This window comes from Actinomadura sediminis, assembly GCF_042675525.1.
Classification (GTDB): Bacteria; Actinomycetota; Actinomycetes; order Streptosporangiales; family Streptosporangiaceae; genus Spirillospora; species Spirillospora sediminis.
This window is the reverse complement of record NZ_JBHTJA010000089.1, coordinates 1-13,816: the sequence shown is the minus strand read 5'-3', so window position 1 is coordinate 13,816 and position 13,816 is coordinate 1. Positions and strand designations below refer to the sequence as shown.

13 protein-coding genes are annotated in these 13,816 nt (G+C 73.1%); 4 read left to right on the top strand and 9 right to left on the bottom strand.

Translation table 11 applies throughout. The features are described 5' to 3' along the window. Window positions 1-75: 75 nt before the first annotated feature. From ACFQ11_RS29425 to ACFQ11_RS29400, 6 genes are all read right to left on the bottom strand, one after another. Window positions 76-498 carry a YybH family protein gene (locus ACFQ11_RS29425; protein ID WP_378304507.1) on the bottom strand — a complete coding sequence of 141 codons (423 nt, stop codon included), beginning with the start codon at window positions 496-498 and terminating at the stop codon, window positions 76-78. 56 nt (window positions 499-554) lie between these two features. Further along, complete coding sequence (locus tag ACFQ11_RS29420) at window positions 555-2,120, bottom strand: alkaline phosphatase D family protein (RefSeq protein WP_378304505.1); 1,566 nt, start codon at window positions 2,118-2,120, stop codon at window positions 555-557. 234 nt (window positions 2,121-2,354) lie between these two features. After that, entirely contained in the window at window positions 2,355-3,236 is an 882-nt protein-coding gene (locus ACFQ11_RS29415) for a TIGR03620 family F420-dependent LLM class oxidoreductase (RefSeq protein ID WP_378304503.1), read from the bottom strand. A gap of 96 nt (window positions 3,237-3,332) precedes the next feature. Then, window positions 3,333-3,665 (bottom strand): ArsR/SmtB family transcription factor, encoded by a 333-nt coding sequence (locus ACFQ11_RS29410; protein ID WP_378304500.1) that lies wholly within the window; start codon window positions 3,663-3,665, stop codon window positions 3,333-3,335. A 105-nt stretch (window positions 3,666-3,770) separates the two neighbouring features. Beyond that, the gene (manB, locus tag ACFQ11_RS29405; RefSeq protein ID WP_378304497.1) at window positions 3,771-4,838 is read right to left on the bottom strand and encodes a mannose-1-phosphate guanylyltransferase; all 1,068 of its coding nucleotides are present in this window, start codon (window positions 4,836-4,838) and stop codon (window positions 3,771-3,773) included. A 47-nt stretch (window positions 4,839-4,885) separates the two neighbouring features. Beyond that, window positions 4,886-5,596, bottom strand: coding sequence for a class I SAM-dependent methyltransferase (locus ACFQ11_RS29400; RefSeq protein ID WP_378304495.1), 711 nt, complete (start codon window positions 5,594-5,596; stop codon window positions 4,886-4,888). Window positions 5,597-5,689: 93 nt separating this feature from the next. Between ACFQ11_RS29400 and ACFQ11_RS29395 the strand changes: the two genes are divergently transcribed. Further along, window positions 5,690-6,679 (top strand): lysylphosphatidylglycerol synthase domain-containing protein, encoded by a 990-nt coding sequence (locus ACFQ11_RS29395; RefSeq protein WP_378304493.1) that lies wholly within the window; start codon window positions 5,690-5,692, stop codon window positions 6,677-6,679. Beyond that, entirely contained in the window at window positions 6,676-7,014 is a 339-nt protein-coding gene (gene trxA, locus ACFQ11_RS29390) for a thioredoxin (protein WP_378304490.1), read from the top strand. The genes ACFQ11_RS29395 and trxA overlap by 4 nt, the downstream gene beginning before the upstream one ends. A 1-nt stretch (window position 7,015) precedes the next feature. Here trxA and ACFQ11_RS29385 read toward each other — a convergent pair whose 3' ends face one another. From ACFQ11_RS29385 to ACFQ11_RS29375, 3 genes are read right to left on the bottom strand one after another with little or no spacing between them, the layout of a single operon-like run. After that, window positions 7,016-8,122 (bottom strand): glycosyltransferase family 4 protein, encoded by a 1,107-nt coding sequence (locus ACFQ11_RS29385; RefSeq protein WP_378304488.1) that lies wholly within the window; start codon window positions 8,120-8,122, stop codon window positions 7,016-7,018. Between the two features lie 10 nt (window positions 8,123-8,132). Then, window positions 8,133-9,053, bottom strand: a complete 921-nt coding sequence (locus ACFQ11_RS29380) for a glycosyltransferase family 2 protein (protein ID WP_378304486.1) — start codon at window positions 9,051-9,053, stop codon at window positions 8,133-8,135. Next, on the bottom strand, window positions 9,050-11,155 hold the full coding sequence (locus tag ACFQ11_RS29375) for a hypothetical protein (protein WP_378304484.1): 2,106 nt from the start codon (window positions 11,153-11,155) through the stop codon (window positions 9,050-9,052). Before ACFQ11_RS29375 ends, ACFQ11_RS29380 begins: the two co-directional genes overlap by 4 nt. A 94-nt stretch (window positions 11,156-11,249) precedes the next feature. Here ACFQ11_RS29375 and ACFQ11_RS29370 point away from each other — a divergent pair, with 94 nt between their 5' ends. Both ACFQ11_RS29370 and ACFQ11_RS29365 read left to right on the top strand, forming a co-directional pair. Further along, a complete protein-coding gene (locus ACFQ11_RS29370; protein ID WP_378304482.1) occupies window positions 11,250-12,092 on the top strand; it encodes a TIGR03089 family protein in 843 nt (280 codons plus the stop codon). Between the two features lie 106 nt (window positions 12,093-12,198). Next, window positions 12,199-13,644, top strand: coding sequence for an LCP family protein (locus ACFQ11_RS29365; protein ID WP_378304479.1), 1,446 nt, complete (start codon window positions 12,199-12,201; stop codon window positions 13,642-13,644). Window positions 13,645-13,816 lie beyond the last annotated feature (172 nt).

The following is a 13,816-nucleotide window of genomic DNA, read 5'->3' as shown; positions in this document are numbered from 1 at the left end:
GCATCCCGAGACGAGACAGCCCCGCCGCCTGTGACATGGGAGCCCGGATTCGCCCCGCCGGCCCGCCCGCGCCGTTCACGCGCGCCCGGCGGCGAAGTCGTCCAGACCGTTCACCCGGGTGTTGTGCACCGCGCGGATCTTCCAGGCGCCGTCGCGCCTGACGAGCACCATCGTGATCAGGCCGGTGCGGTCCTCGGGGACGGCGGCGCCGGGCAGGGTGTGGCCGGGCCAGGACCACCGGGTGTGGACGAGCGCGACGTCCGGCGCGATCGCGGCGATGCTCACGACCTCCTGGGTGTAGTTCCGTTTCTGCGCGACCACCGAGGCCGGCACGTCCTTGTGCCCCTCGACGTTGTCGCGCCGCGTCCGCCACCAGACGCCGCGGTGCGTGATGAAGTCGCAGTCGTCGGTGAAGCAGGCGCCCCAGGCGTCCATCTCGTGCCGGATCCAGTGGTCCGTGTGAGCGTCGAGCGCGCGCCTGATCTCGTTCTCGTCCATGCCCCGATCATCGAACCTCTACTTTGGTCGAGGTCAAGTCCCGGGGCCGGACGGGCTCAGCGCGGGGCGAGCGTGCGGGTGTAGAGGACGGCGCCGTCGATGTCGCGGAGGCGGACGGTCAGGTCGCCCGAGTCGCCGTCGAGGGCGACCTCGCCGAAGTGCTGGAAGCCCTCCGCCGGGGACGTGTTGGGCCGCTGCGGCGCCCGGAAGAAGTCGAGGCGGGGGCCGAAGGTGCCCTCCAGGGTGTTCGGGCCGAACGCGCCCGCGTTCAGCGGGCCGGAGACGAACTCCCAGAACGGGTCGAAGTCCTGGAACGCCGCCCTCGACGGGTCGTAGTGGTGGGCCGCGGTGTAGTGGACGTCGGCCGTCAGCCACACCATGTTCCGGACGCCCCTGCGCTTGGCGTACGAGAGCAGGTCGGCGATCTCGCGCTCGCGGCCCAGCGGGGCGCCGCCGTCGCCCTGCGCGATTCCCTCCTGGGCGGAGCCGTCCGGGACGATGAGCCCGATCGGCAGGTCGGCCGCGATCACCTTCCAGGTGGCCCGGGAGCGGCGCAGCTCGCGCTTGAGCCACGCGAGCTGCCCGGCGCCGAGGACGCCCTCGGCCGCGCTCGGCGAGTCGTTCGTCCCGTTGGCGTCCTTGTGGGTGCGCATGTCGAGGACGAAGACGTCCAGCAGCGGCCCGTAGGAGATGCGGCGGTACAGGCGGCCGTTCTCGTGGGAGCGGACGGCGGTCGGGGTGTACTCGAACATCGCCCGCCGGGCGCGCGCCGCCAGGACGTCCACGCGCTTCTCCGTGTACTGGGGCAGGTCGAGGATCTCACCGGGGTACCAGTTGTTGACGACCTCGTGGTCGTCCCACTGGTAGACCATCGGGACCCGGGAGTTGAACGCGCGCATGGCGGCGTCCTCCAGGTTGTACCGGAACTGCCCGCGGTACTCGGCGAGCGTCTCGGCGACCTTGCTCTTCTCCGGGGTGACGAGGTTGCGCCACGTCCGCCCGTCCGGCAGCCGCACCGTCTCCTGCAGCGGGCCGTCGGCGTACACGAGGTCGCCGCTGCACAGGAAGAAGTCCGGGTCGAGGGCGCCCATGGCGTTGAAGATGCGGTAGCCGCCGAACCCCGTGTCGATGCCCCAGCCCTGGCCCGCCAGGTCGCCCGCCCAGACGAACCGGATGTCGGCGCGGTCGCGGGGCGCGGTGCGCAGGCGTCCGGTCACCGGCTCGGACAGGGCGGAGCGGCGGTCCGGGTCGGCCAGGGTCACCCGGTAGTGGAGCTCTCGCCCGGCGGGCAGGCCCCGCAGGAACGCCTTGCCGGTCAGGTCGGTGCCGGGGGTGAGCAGCGGCCCCGGGACGCGCCTCGCGTGGGCGAAGTCGGGCCGGTGGCTCACCTCGACCAGCATCCGCGCGGGCCGGTCCGAGCGGGCCCAGACGACCGCGTCGTGCGCGGTGACGTCGCCGCTCTGCACGCCGTGGGTCAGCCTCGGGCGGTGCCGCAGCAGGCCGGGCGACGCGGGCCCCGCCACTGCCTGCCCGCCGCCGAGCAGCGGCGCCACGGCCGCCCCGGCGCCCGCCGCCAGTCCGCCGCGCAGAAAGGTCCGTCGGTTCGGCGTCATCGGCGTCATCGGCGTCTCCATTCGTCGTCCGTCGAGCACTGCGCCGAAATGATCGTGCACCCCGGTGGACACCACCTGAACCGGAAACGACCGCTGCCCTTCCCCCGGACGACCGCGCCCGTCCGGCCACCGGCGCCGTGCCGCGCCCCGCCACGAAGGGTCTTCGACCGGAAGCGCGCCGCAGCACCGCCCACCCGCGCGCCTACGCCGCGGCGGTCCGGGCCGTCCCCGACGAGCCGGGCTTCATCCGAGCAGGGCATCGGTGAGGTCGCGCCACCCGGGCAGGGCGGTGGCGCCGTGGGCTGCGCCGATCACCTGGACGGCGACGTGGTCGGCGCCGGCGTCGAGATGGTCGTCGAGTCCGCGGACGATCGTGTCGACGTCGCCCCAGAACACGAGGTCGTCGACGAGGCGGTCGCTGCCGCCGCCGTTGCCGAGATCGGCCTCGGTGTAGCCGAGGCGGAGGAACTTGGCGATGTTGTAGGGAGTGGTCAGGTACGGGTGCAGGTGCTCGCGCGCGGTCTCGCGGGCCTTGTGCGGGTCGGTCTCCAGGAGCACCGCCTGCTCGACGCCGAGGAACGGGGCGTCGCCCAGCACCTCGCGGGCCTGGCGCGTGTGGTGCACCGGGACCTTGTACGTGTGGGCGCCGTCCGTCCGGTCGCGCGCCAGTTCGAGCATCTTCGGCCCGTACGCGGCGAGCAGGCGGCGCGTCGGCGGGCGCGGGACGGGGTCGGCGTCCGTCGCCGCGTCCATGTCGTCGAGGTACTCGCGCATGGCCCGCAGCGGCTTGACGCCCGGGGTCGGCGTGCCGCCGAAGCCGAGGCCGAGGACGTGCCGGTCCGGGTAGGCGTCGGCGAGGAGGGCGGCGGCGCCCCGCGCCCGGCGGGGGGTGCGCGACCCGATCTGTGCGATGCCGTTGACGACGTTCATGCGTTCCGTGGACGCCAGCAGGAGGCCCGCGTGCGACATCGCCTCACGCCCGGTCGTCTCGGGGATCCAGATGGTCGGCCAGCCGAGCCCCTCCAGTTCCCGCACCGAGTCGCGGATGACGCTCGCCGGCCGCCGTTCGAAGTCGAAGGTCCAGATGCCGAAGCGCCCGAGGTCCATCCCGTCGATCGTGCCCATGTGCCCTCCACGGCCGTACGAAGCCAACGCATCGAAGTATCGCACATTTTCGATTTGAGGACGCGACGGCGCTCGACGCACAGGTTGCGACGGTCGTCAGAGGGCGTGGCCGAGGGCCGCGACGAATCGGGCGATGCTCTCCTCGTCGCGCTTGTAGTGCGTCCACTTGCCGATGCGGGTGGAGCGGACGAGCCCGGCGCGTTCGAGCGACGCCATGTAGGCGGAGACCGTCGACTGGGCGAGCCCGGTCTTGGCCTGGATGTGGCTCACGCACACGCCGACCTCGTGCGGGTCGGCGATGCCGTCTTCCACGGGGAAGTGGGCCTCGGGGTCGCGCAGCCATTGGAGCAACTGCAGCCGCACCGGGTTCGCGAGCGCCTTGAAGACGTCGAGCAACGCGTCGGATGAGGCTTCAGTACGTGTCGTCATAAGGCACCGGGACGAGTGTACGCCGGGCGGCTCGCCGGAGGGGGACCCGATGATCCGGTGGGCCCGGGCCCCGGTTCGAGGACGTACCGTTCGCGCCTTCGACCGTCAGGCGTCGGTGGAGAAGCGGACGGCGGTCGGGGGCAGTTCGATGCCGGGCCAGATGCGCAGGCCGCCGCGGAGTTCGTTGCCGGGGCCGACGACGGCGCCGTCGCCGAGGATGACGCCGTCCAGGACGGCGCCGGGGCCGACGCGGGCGCCGCGCGACAGGACGGAGTCGCGGACGGTCGCGCCCTCGGCGACGAACGCGTCGTCGAGCAGGACGCTGCCGACCACGGTGCTGCCCGCCTCGATGACGGCGCCGCGCCCGACCGTGGTGCCGCCGCGGACGATCGCGCCGGGGGCGACGGCCGCGCCGGGGAGGGTGAGGCGCTCGCCGGGTTCCCCGGGCATCGCGGGCGAGGCGAGACGGCCGAGGACCAGGTCGCAGGAGCCGCGGACGAACGCCTCGGGGGTGCCGACGTCGAGCCAGTACTCGGACTCGACGTGGCCCATGACGAGGGCGCCCGAGGAGATCAGCGACGGGAACGTCTCGCGCTCGACGGACACGACCTCGTCCTCGGGGATCGTGTCGATGGCGGAGCGGCGGAACACGTAGCAGCCCGCGTTGATCTGGTCGGTGACCGGGTGCGAGGTCTTCTCGAGGAACGCGGTGACGCGGCCGGACCCGTCCGTGGGGACGCAGCCGAAGCGGGACGGGTCGTCGACGCGCGTCAGGTGGAGGGTCACGGCGGCGCCGGTGTCCTCGTGCAGGGCGACCTGCGCCCGGACGTCGTGGCCGGAGAGGATGTCGCCGTTGAGGATCAGCACCGGGTCGTCGGGGCCGCAGGTGAGCGCCCGGGCGGCGTTGCGGATGGCGCCGCCGGTGCCGAGCGGCTGGTCCTCGCTGACGTAGACGAGTTCGAGCCCGTGCGCCTTGGTCCCGAAGGCCGCCTCGAACATCTCGGCCCGGTAGGACGTGGCGAACACGATCCGTTCGACGCCCGCCGCGTGCGCGCGCGCGAGCTGGTGCGACAGGAACGACACGCCCGCCGTGGGGAGCAGCGGTTTCGGGGTGGAGATGGTGAGGGGGCGAAGGCGCGTGCCCCTGCCTCCGACCAGGAGGATCGCTTCCACTTGGCTCCTTTCTCCACCGCCGTGTGGAGGCCGAGCCTAGTGGACCGTCATTCCGAGCGCTTCCGGGCCTGGACGAGGACGATGCTGCCGCGCTCGTTGGGCGCCTTGCGGTCGGCGAGGGCGACGAGCGGGGTGAGCGGGGCGGCGGCGTTGAAGCCGACCTTGCCGCCGTAGGTCGAGAGGGAGAGGTAGAGGCGCTCGGTCGCGGCGGTGCGGAACTGGTAGCTGTGCCGCACGAGGTCGAGGCCGCGCTCGTCCATGAGCTTGCGGAGGCTCTCGTGGGTGTAGGTGTGCTGCACGTGGTACTTGGCCTTGTGCGCGTCGCGCAGCTTCGGCCAGGCGTCGGCGCGGCTGAGCACGTCCGCGGACATGAAGATCTCGCCGCCGGGCTTGAGCACCCGGGCCATCTCGTCCAGGGACGTACCGCCGTCGTCGAAGTGCTCGATGGCGCAGACGGAGAGGATCGCGTCGAAGGACGCGTCGCCGAACGGGAGCCGCAGGGCGTCGCACTCGATCAGCGCGGGCGCGTGCGCGAGCGTCCGGCCGTACTCCATCTTGCCGCGGGCGAGGTCGATGGACACGGCGTCGGCGCCGCGCCTGCGGGCCCGCCCCGCCCAGTAGCCGTCCCCGCCGGCGACGTCGAGGACCCGGCGGCCGCGCAGGTCGCGGCCCATCCACCCGAGCAGCGTCCCGGCCTCGCGGTACCGGCAGACGTGCACCTGGTGGCCCATGAAGGCGATCGCATCCGAGAGTCTCATCGCGCCTACTGTACGGCGGACGGGCGGTGCGGGGGCCGCGTTCGGCGCCCGTGTCCGCCTTCCTCGCCCCCGCGTTCGCCTACTCTGGGGCGGGTGAACAAGAAGGTCGTCGCCGTGCGGGTCCTGCGGGTGCTGCTGGTTCTGCTCGCCCTGGCCTTCTGCGCCTACAGCGTGGCCAAGGAGTGGGACGCCACGGTGCGGGCGCTGCGGGACATGTCGTGGCTCGCCCTCCTCGCCGCCCTGGCGGCGGGCATCGCGGGGCTGTTCGTGTGGATGCTCGGGTGGCGGACGCTGCTCGGCGGGCTCGGCTCGCCGCTGCCGGTCGGCGCGGCGTTCCGCATCTCGGGGATCTCGCAGCTCGGCAAGTACGTGCCCGGCAAGGTGTGGGCGCTGGTCACGCAGATCGAGATGACGCGCGAGCACAAGGTGCCGGCGGAGCGGAGCTTCGGCTCGACGCTGCTGGCGGTGGCGACGTCCACGGCGTGCGGGCTCGCGGTCGCGGCGGTGACGCTGCCGCTGACGTCGGCGACCGCGCGGGACCGGTTCTGGTGGCTGTTCCTGCTGGCGCCGGTGCTGCTCGCGGCGCTGCACCCGAGGATCGTCACGTGGGCGCTGGGCCTGATGCTGAAGGTGCTGCGGCGGCCGCCGCTGGAGCACCCGGTGAGCCTGGCGGTGACGCTGCGGGCGATCGGCTGGACGGTCCTCGGCTGGGTGCTGTTCGGCGTCCACACGTGGCTGCTGTGCGCGGCCGTCGGGGGCGACGGCGCGGGCCTGCCGTTCCTGGCGGCGGGCGCGTACGCGCTGGCGTTCGTGGTCGGCTTCCTGGTGTTCATCGCGCCGGGCGGGATCGGGGCGCGGGAGGCCGCGCTGACCGTGGTGCTGACCCCGGCGCTTCCGGCGGGCGCGGCGGTCGTGGTGGCGATCGTGAGCCGGGTGCTGCTGACCGCCGCGGACCTGATGGTCGCGGGGGCCGCGTTCCTGCTGACGAAACCGCCGAAGGGCGCCGGGCCGGACGGGGACGGGAATGATCGGCCGACGGCCGGGCTTGTCAACGGTACGTCCCCGACGAAGGAGGCCCCGTGACCAGTCCGGTCACCGTGACCGACGCGACGTACGACGCCGAGGTCCTGAAGAGCGACGTTCCCGTCCTGGTCGATTTCTGGGCGGACTGGTGCCCGCCGTGCAAGATGATCGCGCCGGTGCTGGACCAGATCGCGGGCGAGCTGGACGGCCGCCTGAAGATCGCGAAGATCAACTACGACGAGAACCCGGAGACCCCCGGCGAGTACGGGGTGCTGGGGCTGCCGACCCTGCTGCTCATCAAGAACGGCGAGGTCGTGGAGCAGGTCACCGGCGCGAAGCCGAAGCGCGCCTTCCTGAAGATCATCGAGCCGCACCTCGATCCCGTGCGGGGCTGAGTCACCGCGCGGCCCCGCCGCGCGCGTTCGGCGCGGTGAGCGCCGCGACGTAGGCGTCCCACAGGGGCCCGTGGTCGGCCGGGCGGACGCCGGAGCGGAGACGCTCCGGCTCCCCCGGCGCGTAGAAGCGGTCGAGCGCGGCGGCCAGGGACGCCACGTCGCCGGGCGCGCAGATCAGCCCGTCCTCGCCGTCGCGGACCTGGCCGGCGAACCCGCCGACGTCGGTCGCGATCACCGGGACGCCGTACTCGTGGGCCATCCACACGTTCTGCGAGGCCGTGGCGGTCCGGTAGGGCAGGACGAGCGCGTCCGCGTCCGCGAACAGGCCGGGGACGTCGGCGGCGGGCACGTACCCGGGCCGCAGTTCGACGCGGGATTCGAGACCGAGCTCGGCGATCAGCTTCTCGGTGTCCTCGAGCCCGCCCCAGAACTCGCCCGCGACGGTCAGCGCGACGTCGTCCGGGCCCTTCGCGAGGGCGCGCAGCAGGACGTCCAGGCCCTTGTACGGCCGGACGATCCCGAAGAACAGCAGCCGGCGGCGCACCCCCTCGGCGCGCGCGGCGGCGGCCGGGCCGGGCGCGCCGGGGAGGTGCGCGGGCATCTCCGCCACCCGGACGGGACGCGCCGTGAGCCCCCGCGCCAGTTCGGCCTGCGCCTCCGAGTGGACGAGCACGCCGTGGACGCGGCGCAGGAGCCGCCGCATCAGCGGGACGTCGTAGGGCTTGCGCTCGTGCGGCAGCACGTTGTGGCACAGCGCGACGACCGGGGCGCGGCGGCCCAGCCCGGCGAGGATGCCGAGGTAGGACGGCACCTGCACGGGGCTGAGGACGGCCAGCACGGTGAGGTCGCGGGAGCGCAGGTTCCGGCCGGTGCGCCACCAGCCGTCCGGGCGGCGCCAGTCGAGCCGGTGCCGGGTGCCGGGGAACGGCTCGCCCTCCGGCTCGGAGATCGTCTGCTGCCCCGGGTACAGGAACGACGGGTACTGGGCGCGCCACGACTCGATGACGACGTCGTGCCCGGCGGCGGCGAGGCGGTGCGCCAGCTCGGTGGTGTGGTGGGCGCCGCCCCCCTTGTACGGGAACGCGGGCCCCACGATCGCGATCTTCATCCGGGCGGCCCTAGACGTCGCCGCGTGATCGGACGATCAGGTCGGCGAGCAGCGCCAGCGACGCGATGATCAACCCGGTCACGAAGATCATGATCGTGTTGTTAGCGAAGTACCCGAAGTGGACGATCATGTCGAAGACGCCCTTGCCGAGGCCGACCAGGATCAGCCAGAGCGCCGGGGGCATCAGCACCTTGAGCGGGTTGAAGTACATGACCATCCGCAGGACCTGCAGGATGTAGCGGTAGGCGTCCTTGGTGAAGTGGAACTTCGACTTCCCGGCCCGCTTGGCGTACTCGATCGGCTCGTAGTGCACCGGATGCTGGTTCGACAGGAACGCGATCGTGATCGTCGTCACGCAGGAGAACCCGGGCGGCAGCAGCCGCAGGTAGGGCAGCGACACCTCGCGGCGGAACGCCCGCAGGCCGGAGTTCAGGTCGGGGATCTTCGAGTTGGTGAGCCGCTCGGCGATCTTGCGGATGAACCACTTGGCGGGCACCCGCAGCACCTTGTGGGTGCCCTCCTCGCTGGTGCGCGCGCCCACGACCTGGTCGATCTGCGGGTTGTCGTCGAGGATCCCGACGAGCTCGGGGATGCGGTCGTTCGGATAGGACATGTCGGCGTCGGTCCACACGACGATGTCGCCGCGGGCCTGCTGCGAGCCGATGCGCCGGACCGTCCCCGAACCGCTGTTGTGCTGGAACGCCATGATCCGCATGTTCGGGAACCGGGACTCGGCCTCGCGCAGCCGAGCCAGCGTGTCGTCGGTCGAGCAGTCGTCCACGGCCAGCAGCTCGTAGGTCTTGCCGCTGTTGTCCATCGCCTTGCAGATGCGCTCGACCTCGTCGATCACATGGTCCTGCTCGTTGTAGCAGGGCAGGACGATCGTGACGTGGACGCGTTCGGGCGCGGACTCGGCAGGCTGGGTGCTCACGCAGGGCGAGGATACTCGCCTCGGCCGCCCGACCCGCCGTCAACGGGAACCGCGGGGCCGCTGGGGCGGGACGTCCACACGTCGATGCCGAGGCCCCAGGTGCCGCGCGGGGGCTCGTCGAGGGTGCGTCCGTCCTGCTCGGTCCGCAGCCGGACGACCCGCTCGGCGGGGCCGTACGGCGCGACGTCGGCGCGCGCGGCGCCCATCAGGACGGGGGTGCGCCCGGCCGCCCGCACCTTCCCGATGACGCGCCGGACGTCCCCGGGCGTGGCGTCGGGGGCGGCGCGGGCCGCGGGCACGCCGCACATCCCCCGCACGACCTGCAGGAACCGGTCGGCGGTGGCGCGCTCGACGGCGATCACGGACGCGTCCGCGCCGAGCCGCCCGCACAGTGTGCGGACGGCCGCGACCTCGCCCTGCTCGGTCCGCGACACCAGGTAGGGCGCGCTGACCAGGACGATCGGGGCGAGCATCACCACGAACCCGGCGCCGACGCCCCAGCGCAGGACGCGCGGCGAGTAGCCGAGGCGCCGCACCCGCCGGGCCGTCCAGGCCGCGCCGAACAGCGCGAACAGCAGCAGCCCCGGGATGACGAGGCCGATCAGCCGCCGGGACGCCCACGGATGGTCCGGGGTGATGCCCGGGCGGATCAGCACCTGCGTCGTCGTCCACACGATCACGGCGTACGCGGGGAGCCACCGGGCCGACCGGCCGCGCAGCAGCCGCCGCCCGAGGACGGCCGCGCCGACGACGGCGAACAGCAGCGCGGGCACGCCGATGTACCAGGCGACCCAGTAGAGGGACAGCTCGGTGTACTGCCGGGTGCCGTCCAGCGGCATCCCGTTGATCTTCTGGACGGCCTCGATGAACTGGGCGTTCAGCAGGTCGTCGGGGTTGTCGGGGACGCGCGTGGCGGTCTGGAACAGCGGGCGCGCGGCGAACGCCAGGAACGCGAGGACGGTCAGCCCGGCGAGGGCGTCCGGGAGCCGCCCGCCCCGCACCGCCGCCGCGAGCGCCCGCAGGCGCGCGCCCGTCCGGTCGCGGCGCAGCAGGACCGCCAGCAGGACGGTCGCCGCCGCGACGCCCGCCGCGATGACCAGCAGCGGGATCAGCGAGCCGCGCAGGTACTCGAGGTAGGGGCGCGACAGGACGACGCCCTCGGTGAGCCCGGCGGCGACGCCGAGCGCGAGCCCGCCCGCCAGCCAGTACCCCCGGCGGCGGCGCAGCCCGACGAGCAGCCCGGCGAGCGCCACGAGCGGCAGGACGTCGCGGAGCCCGTCGATGCGGACGAGCACGATCAGGCCGAGCGCCAGGCCGGCGAGGAGGCACTTCGCGCGGGCGGTGCGCGGGTCGTCGCCGCGCGCGTCGTGGAGGAGCGACAGGCCGCCGAGCAGCAGGACGATCGCGGGCAGCTCGCTCAGCGTGTTGCGGGACGCCCACAGCATCGGCAGCGTCGCGGCGAGCAGCAGCGTCCCGGCGGGCGCCCAGCGGGGCCCGACCAGCCGCGCGACGAGCCCGGCGAAGGCGAGCAGGCAGCAGGCGCCGAGCAGCGGCGCCGTCAGCAGGATCCCGTCCGCCCCGGCGAGCCAGCCGCCGGGCGTCAGCACGATCGGGAATCCGGCCATGAACTGCGGGACGACCGCGCCGCCCTCGGCGTAGAAGGCGGGGCTCTCGAAGGCGAGGGCGGGGTCGGCGCCGCCGAACGCCCAGCGGTCCTGCGGGATCGGCAGCGACCCGTGCTCGGCGAGCCACACCGCGAACTGGACGTACGAGGCGGGGTCGCGCCGGACGATGATCTGCTCCGAGCACATGAAGATCTGGTAAACGGTGAACGCGCCGACGACCGCCAGCACGCCCCCGATCGTCCGCCGTCCCGTCCCCTCCAGGACGGGCGGCGCGTCCTCGCGCGGCCCGGTCCGCAGCCCGTACCGCAGCATCAGCGCGGCGACGGGGGCGAACAGCGCGAGCGCCGGGGCGGGGTGGAACGCGCCCGCGAGCAGCAGCGGCAGCGACACCGCGAGCCAGGCCGCGACGACCAGCGCCGGGGCGATGGTGATCAGGGCGAGCACGCGGCCCGCCGACGTACTCGTCCGCTCGTTCATCGGTGCGGAGCGTAGCGGCACCGGGCGCCCGCCGAGGCCGCCGAGACGGTGCCTTGACCCCTGACCACCCGCGGGACGTTCTACGCTCGCCTTCATGAGCGAGAGCAACGCCGGGCCGGTGGAGCTGCTGCGGCGGCGGGTGGCCGGCGATCCGGCCCGGCCGCTGGTGACCTTCTACGACGACCGGACGGGCGAGCGCGTGGAGCTGTCGGCGCGGACGTTCGACAACTGGGTCGCGAAGACGGCGAACTTCCTGGTGGACGGCCTGGGCGTCGAGCCCGGGACCCGTGCGGTGCTGGCGCTGCCGCCGCACTGGCAGACGGCGGTGTGGCTGATGGCCTGCTGGTCGGCGGGGCTCGTCGCCGAGCCGGTGACGCCCGGTTCGCTGGAGGCCCGGTCGGAGGCGGGCGCGGCGGAGCCGTTCGGGGCGGCGGCGCCGTACGTCCTGGCGGTGTCGGAGGAGACGCTGGACGAGGTGCTCGCCGACGCGGACGCCGAGGAGATCGTCGGGCTGTCGCTGCACGCGCTGGGCGCTCCGCTGGGGCACTGCCCGCCGGGCGTCGTCGACTACGCGGCGGAGGTCCGGTCCTACGGCGACCGGTTCGCGCCCGGGCCGGAGGCGACGCCGCGCGCGCCCGCGTTGACTGTGACAAACGCCACACTCAGCGGCGAGGACCTGGCCGGCGCCGCGCGCGCCGCCGTCGAGAAATGGGAGCTGGACGCGCGGGATCGGGTCCTGGTTGACATGTCGTTCGCCACACTCGACGGGGTTCTGGCCGGGCTGCTGGCCCCACTAGCCTCAGGGGCTTCCGTCATAATCCAACGAAACTTCGACAAAGCCGCCGTAAATAGGCGGGTGTCGGTAGAGCATGTGACGGCGGTGGCCGGGCTCCCGGGGTGGAATGACGCATCCGGGTCCGTACGCCGACTCGCCTGACTACGCTTCCCTTGCGTCCGCTCTGCCCCTGCCCGCTCGCCGCCTCCCCCTGACCATCGACCGCGTCCCGACCTGTGAAAGCGGGCCCACCGGAACCACGGAGCCGATGAACAGCAACCCGATGTACATGGAGTACGTCGACGACGCCGACCCCGAGGAGCCGGCGCCGCCTCGGCGCGGCTGGCGCATCCTCGGCTGGGTGTGCATCGGCCTGTCGGCGGTCATGGTGGTCGGCTCCCTCACCGCCTACGGCCTCTACCGGCAGGCGTTCGGCAACATCGCGCACGAGGACGTCAACGCCAAGCTCGGCCCCGACCGGCCGGAGAAGCTGAACGAGGCGATGAACATCCTGCTCCTCGGGTCCGACACCCGCGAGGGCGAGAACGCCAAGTACGGCCGGCAGATGAAGGACGAGCCGCCCCGCTCGGACACGATGATCCTGCTGCACCTGTCCCCCGGCGGCGAGCAGGCGATGGCGATCAGCTTCCCCCGCGACCTGATGGTGCAGCGCCCCGAGTGCGAGGACCGCGAGGGCAACACGGTGCCGGGCTCCAACCGGGTGCAGATCAACACGGCGTTCACCGTCGGCGGCGCCACCTGCGTCATCAAGACGCTGGAGGCCCTCACCGACATCCGCGTCGACCACTTCGTGCAGGTCGACTTCGCCGGTTTCAAGAACATCACCAAGGCCGTCGGCGGCGTCCCGGTGTGCCTCAACGAGAACGTCAACGACCCCAAATCCGGGCTGCGGCTGAGCAAGGGCAAGCACGAGATCGAGGGCGAGCAGGCGCTGGCGTACGTCCGGGCCCGCTACACCCTCGGCGACGGCACCGACACCAGCCGCATCAAGCGGCAGCAGAAGTTCCTCGGCGCCCTCGCCTCCAAGGTGATGAGCAGGGGCGTGCTCACCAACCCCAAGGCGCTGCTGCAACTGCTCAACGCGACGACGAAGTCCCTCACCACCGACAGCGAGCTGTCGGTGACCGCGATGATGGACATCGCGCAGGGCATGCAGGGACTCTCGTCCGGGAAGCTGCGCTTCGTGACCGTCCCGCACGGCCAGGACCCCCTCGACAAGAACCGGCTCGCCCTCGCCCCCGGCGCCGACGAGTTCTTCGAGTCCGTCCGTGAGGACAAGAAGCCGCCGGAAGCGGAGAAGAAGCCCGAGGGCAAGCCGGAGGCCCCCGCGCCGACGATCCCGCCGAACCAGATCCGGGTGCGGGTCTTCAACGGCAGCGGGACCGACGGCCAGGCCGGGCGCGTCGCCGATTCGCTCGAAGCGCAGGGCTTCCAGGTCACGGTCGGCGGGAACGCCGAGCGGACAACGGCCACCAAGGTGCTGTACGGTTCCGGTGCGGAGAACCAGGCGAAGAGCCTGGCGGCCCTCATCCCGAGCAAGCCGGCGCCCGCCGCGCGGACCGGCGGCGCGGAGCCCGGGGTCGTCGATCTCGTGATCGGCACGGACTGGACCGACCTCAAGGGCGGGCAGCGGGGCATCCCGGAGCAGCAGGGCGAGATCCGCGCCAGCGACAACATTTGCAGCGAAACCTGATCCAGGGGTCGATCGATCGGGGCAGGCGCATGACCCACAGCACGTCCAGACCGCAGACGGAGGAACGGGCGGCGGGAACGGTCCCGCCGCCCGGGACCGCGACGCCGGACGGCCACGCGCCGGGGGCGCCCGGACCGGTCGCGCCGCCCGCCGCGGGCGTCCCCGCGCCGCC

Coding starts and splice junctions, on each gene's coding strand:
- ACFQ11_RS29425 (WP_378304507.1), bottom strand. CDS start 498: ATGGACGAGAACGAGATCAGGCGCGCGCTCGACGCTCACACGGACCAC.
- ACFQ11_RS29420 (WP_378304505.1), bottom strand. CDS start 2,120: ATGACGCCGATGACGCCGAACCGACGGACCTTTCTGCGCGGCGGACTG.
- ACFQ11_RS29415 (WP_378304503.1), bottom strand. CDS start 3,236: ATGGGCACGATCGACGGGATGGACCTCGGGCGCTTCGGCATCTGGACC.
- ACFQ11_RS29410 (WP_378304500.1), bottom strand. CDS start 3,665: ATGACGACACGTACTGAAGCCTCATCCGACGCGTTGCTCGACGTCTTC.
- ACFQ11_RS29400 (WP_378304495.1), bottom strand. CDS start 5,596: ATGAGACTCTCGGATGCGATCGCCTTCATGGGCCACCAGGTGCACGTC.
- ACFQ11_RS29385 (WP_378304488.1), bottom strand. CDS start 8,122: ATGAAGATCGCGATCGTGGGGCCCGCGTTCCCGTACAAGGGGGGCGGC.
- ACFQ11_RS29375 (WP_378304484.1), bottom strand. CDS start 11,155: ATGAACGAGCGGACGAGTACGTCGGCGGGCCGCGTGCTCGCCCTGATC.
- ACFQ11_RS29370 (WP_378304482.1), top strand. CDS start 11,250: ATGAGCGAGAGCAACGCCGGGCCGGTGGAGCTGCTGCGGCGGCGGGTG.
- ACFQ11_RS29365 (WP_378304479.1), top strand. CDS start 12,199: ATGAACAGCAACCCGATGTACATGGAGTACGTCGACGACGCCGACCCC.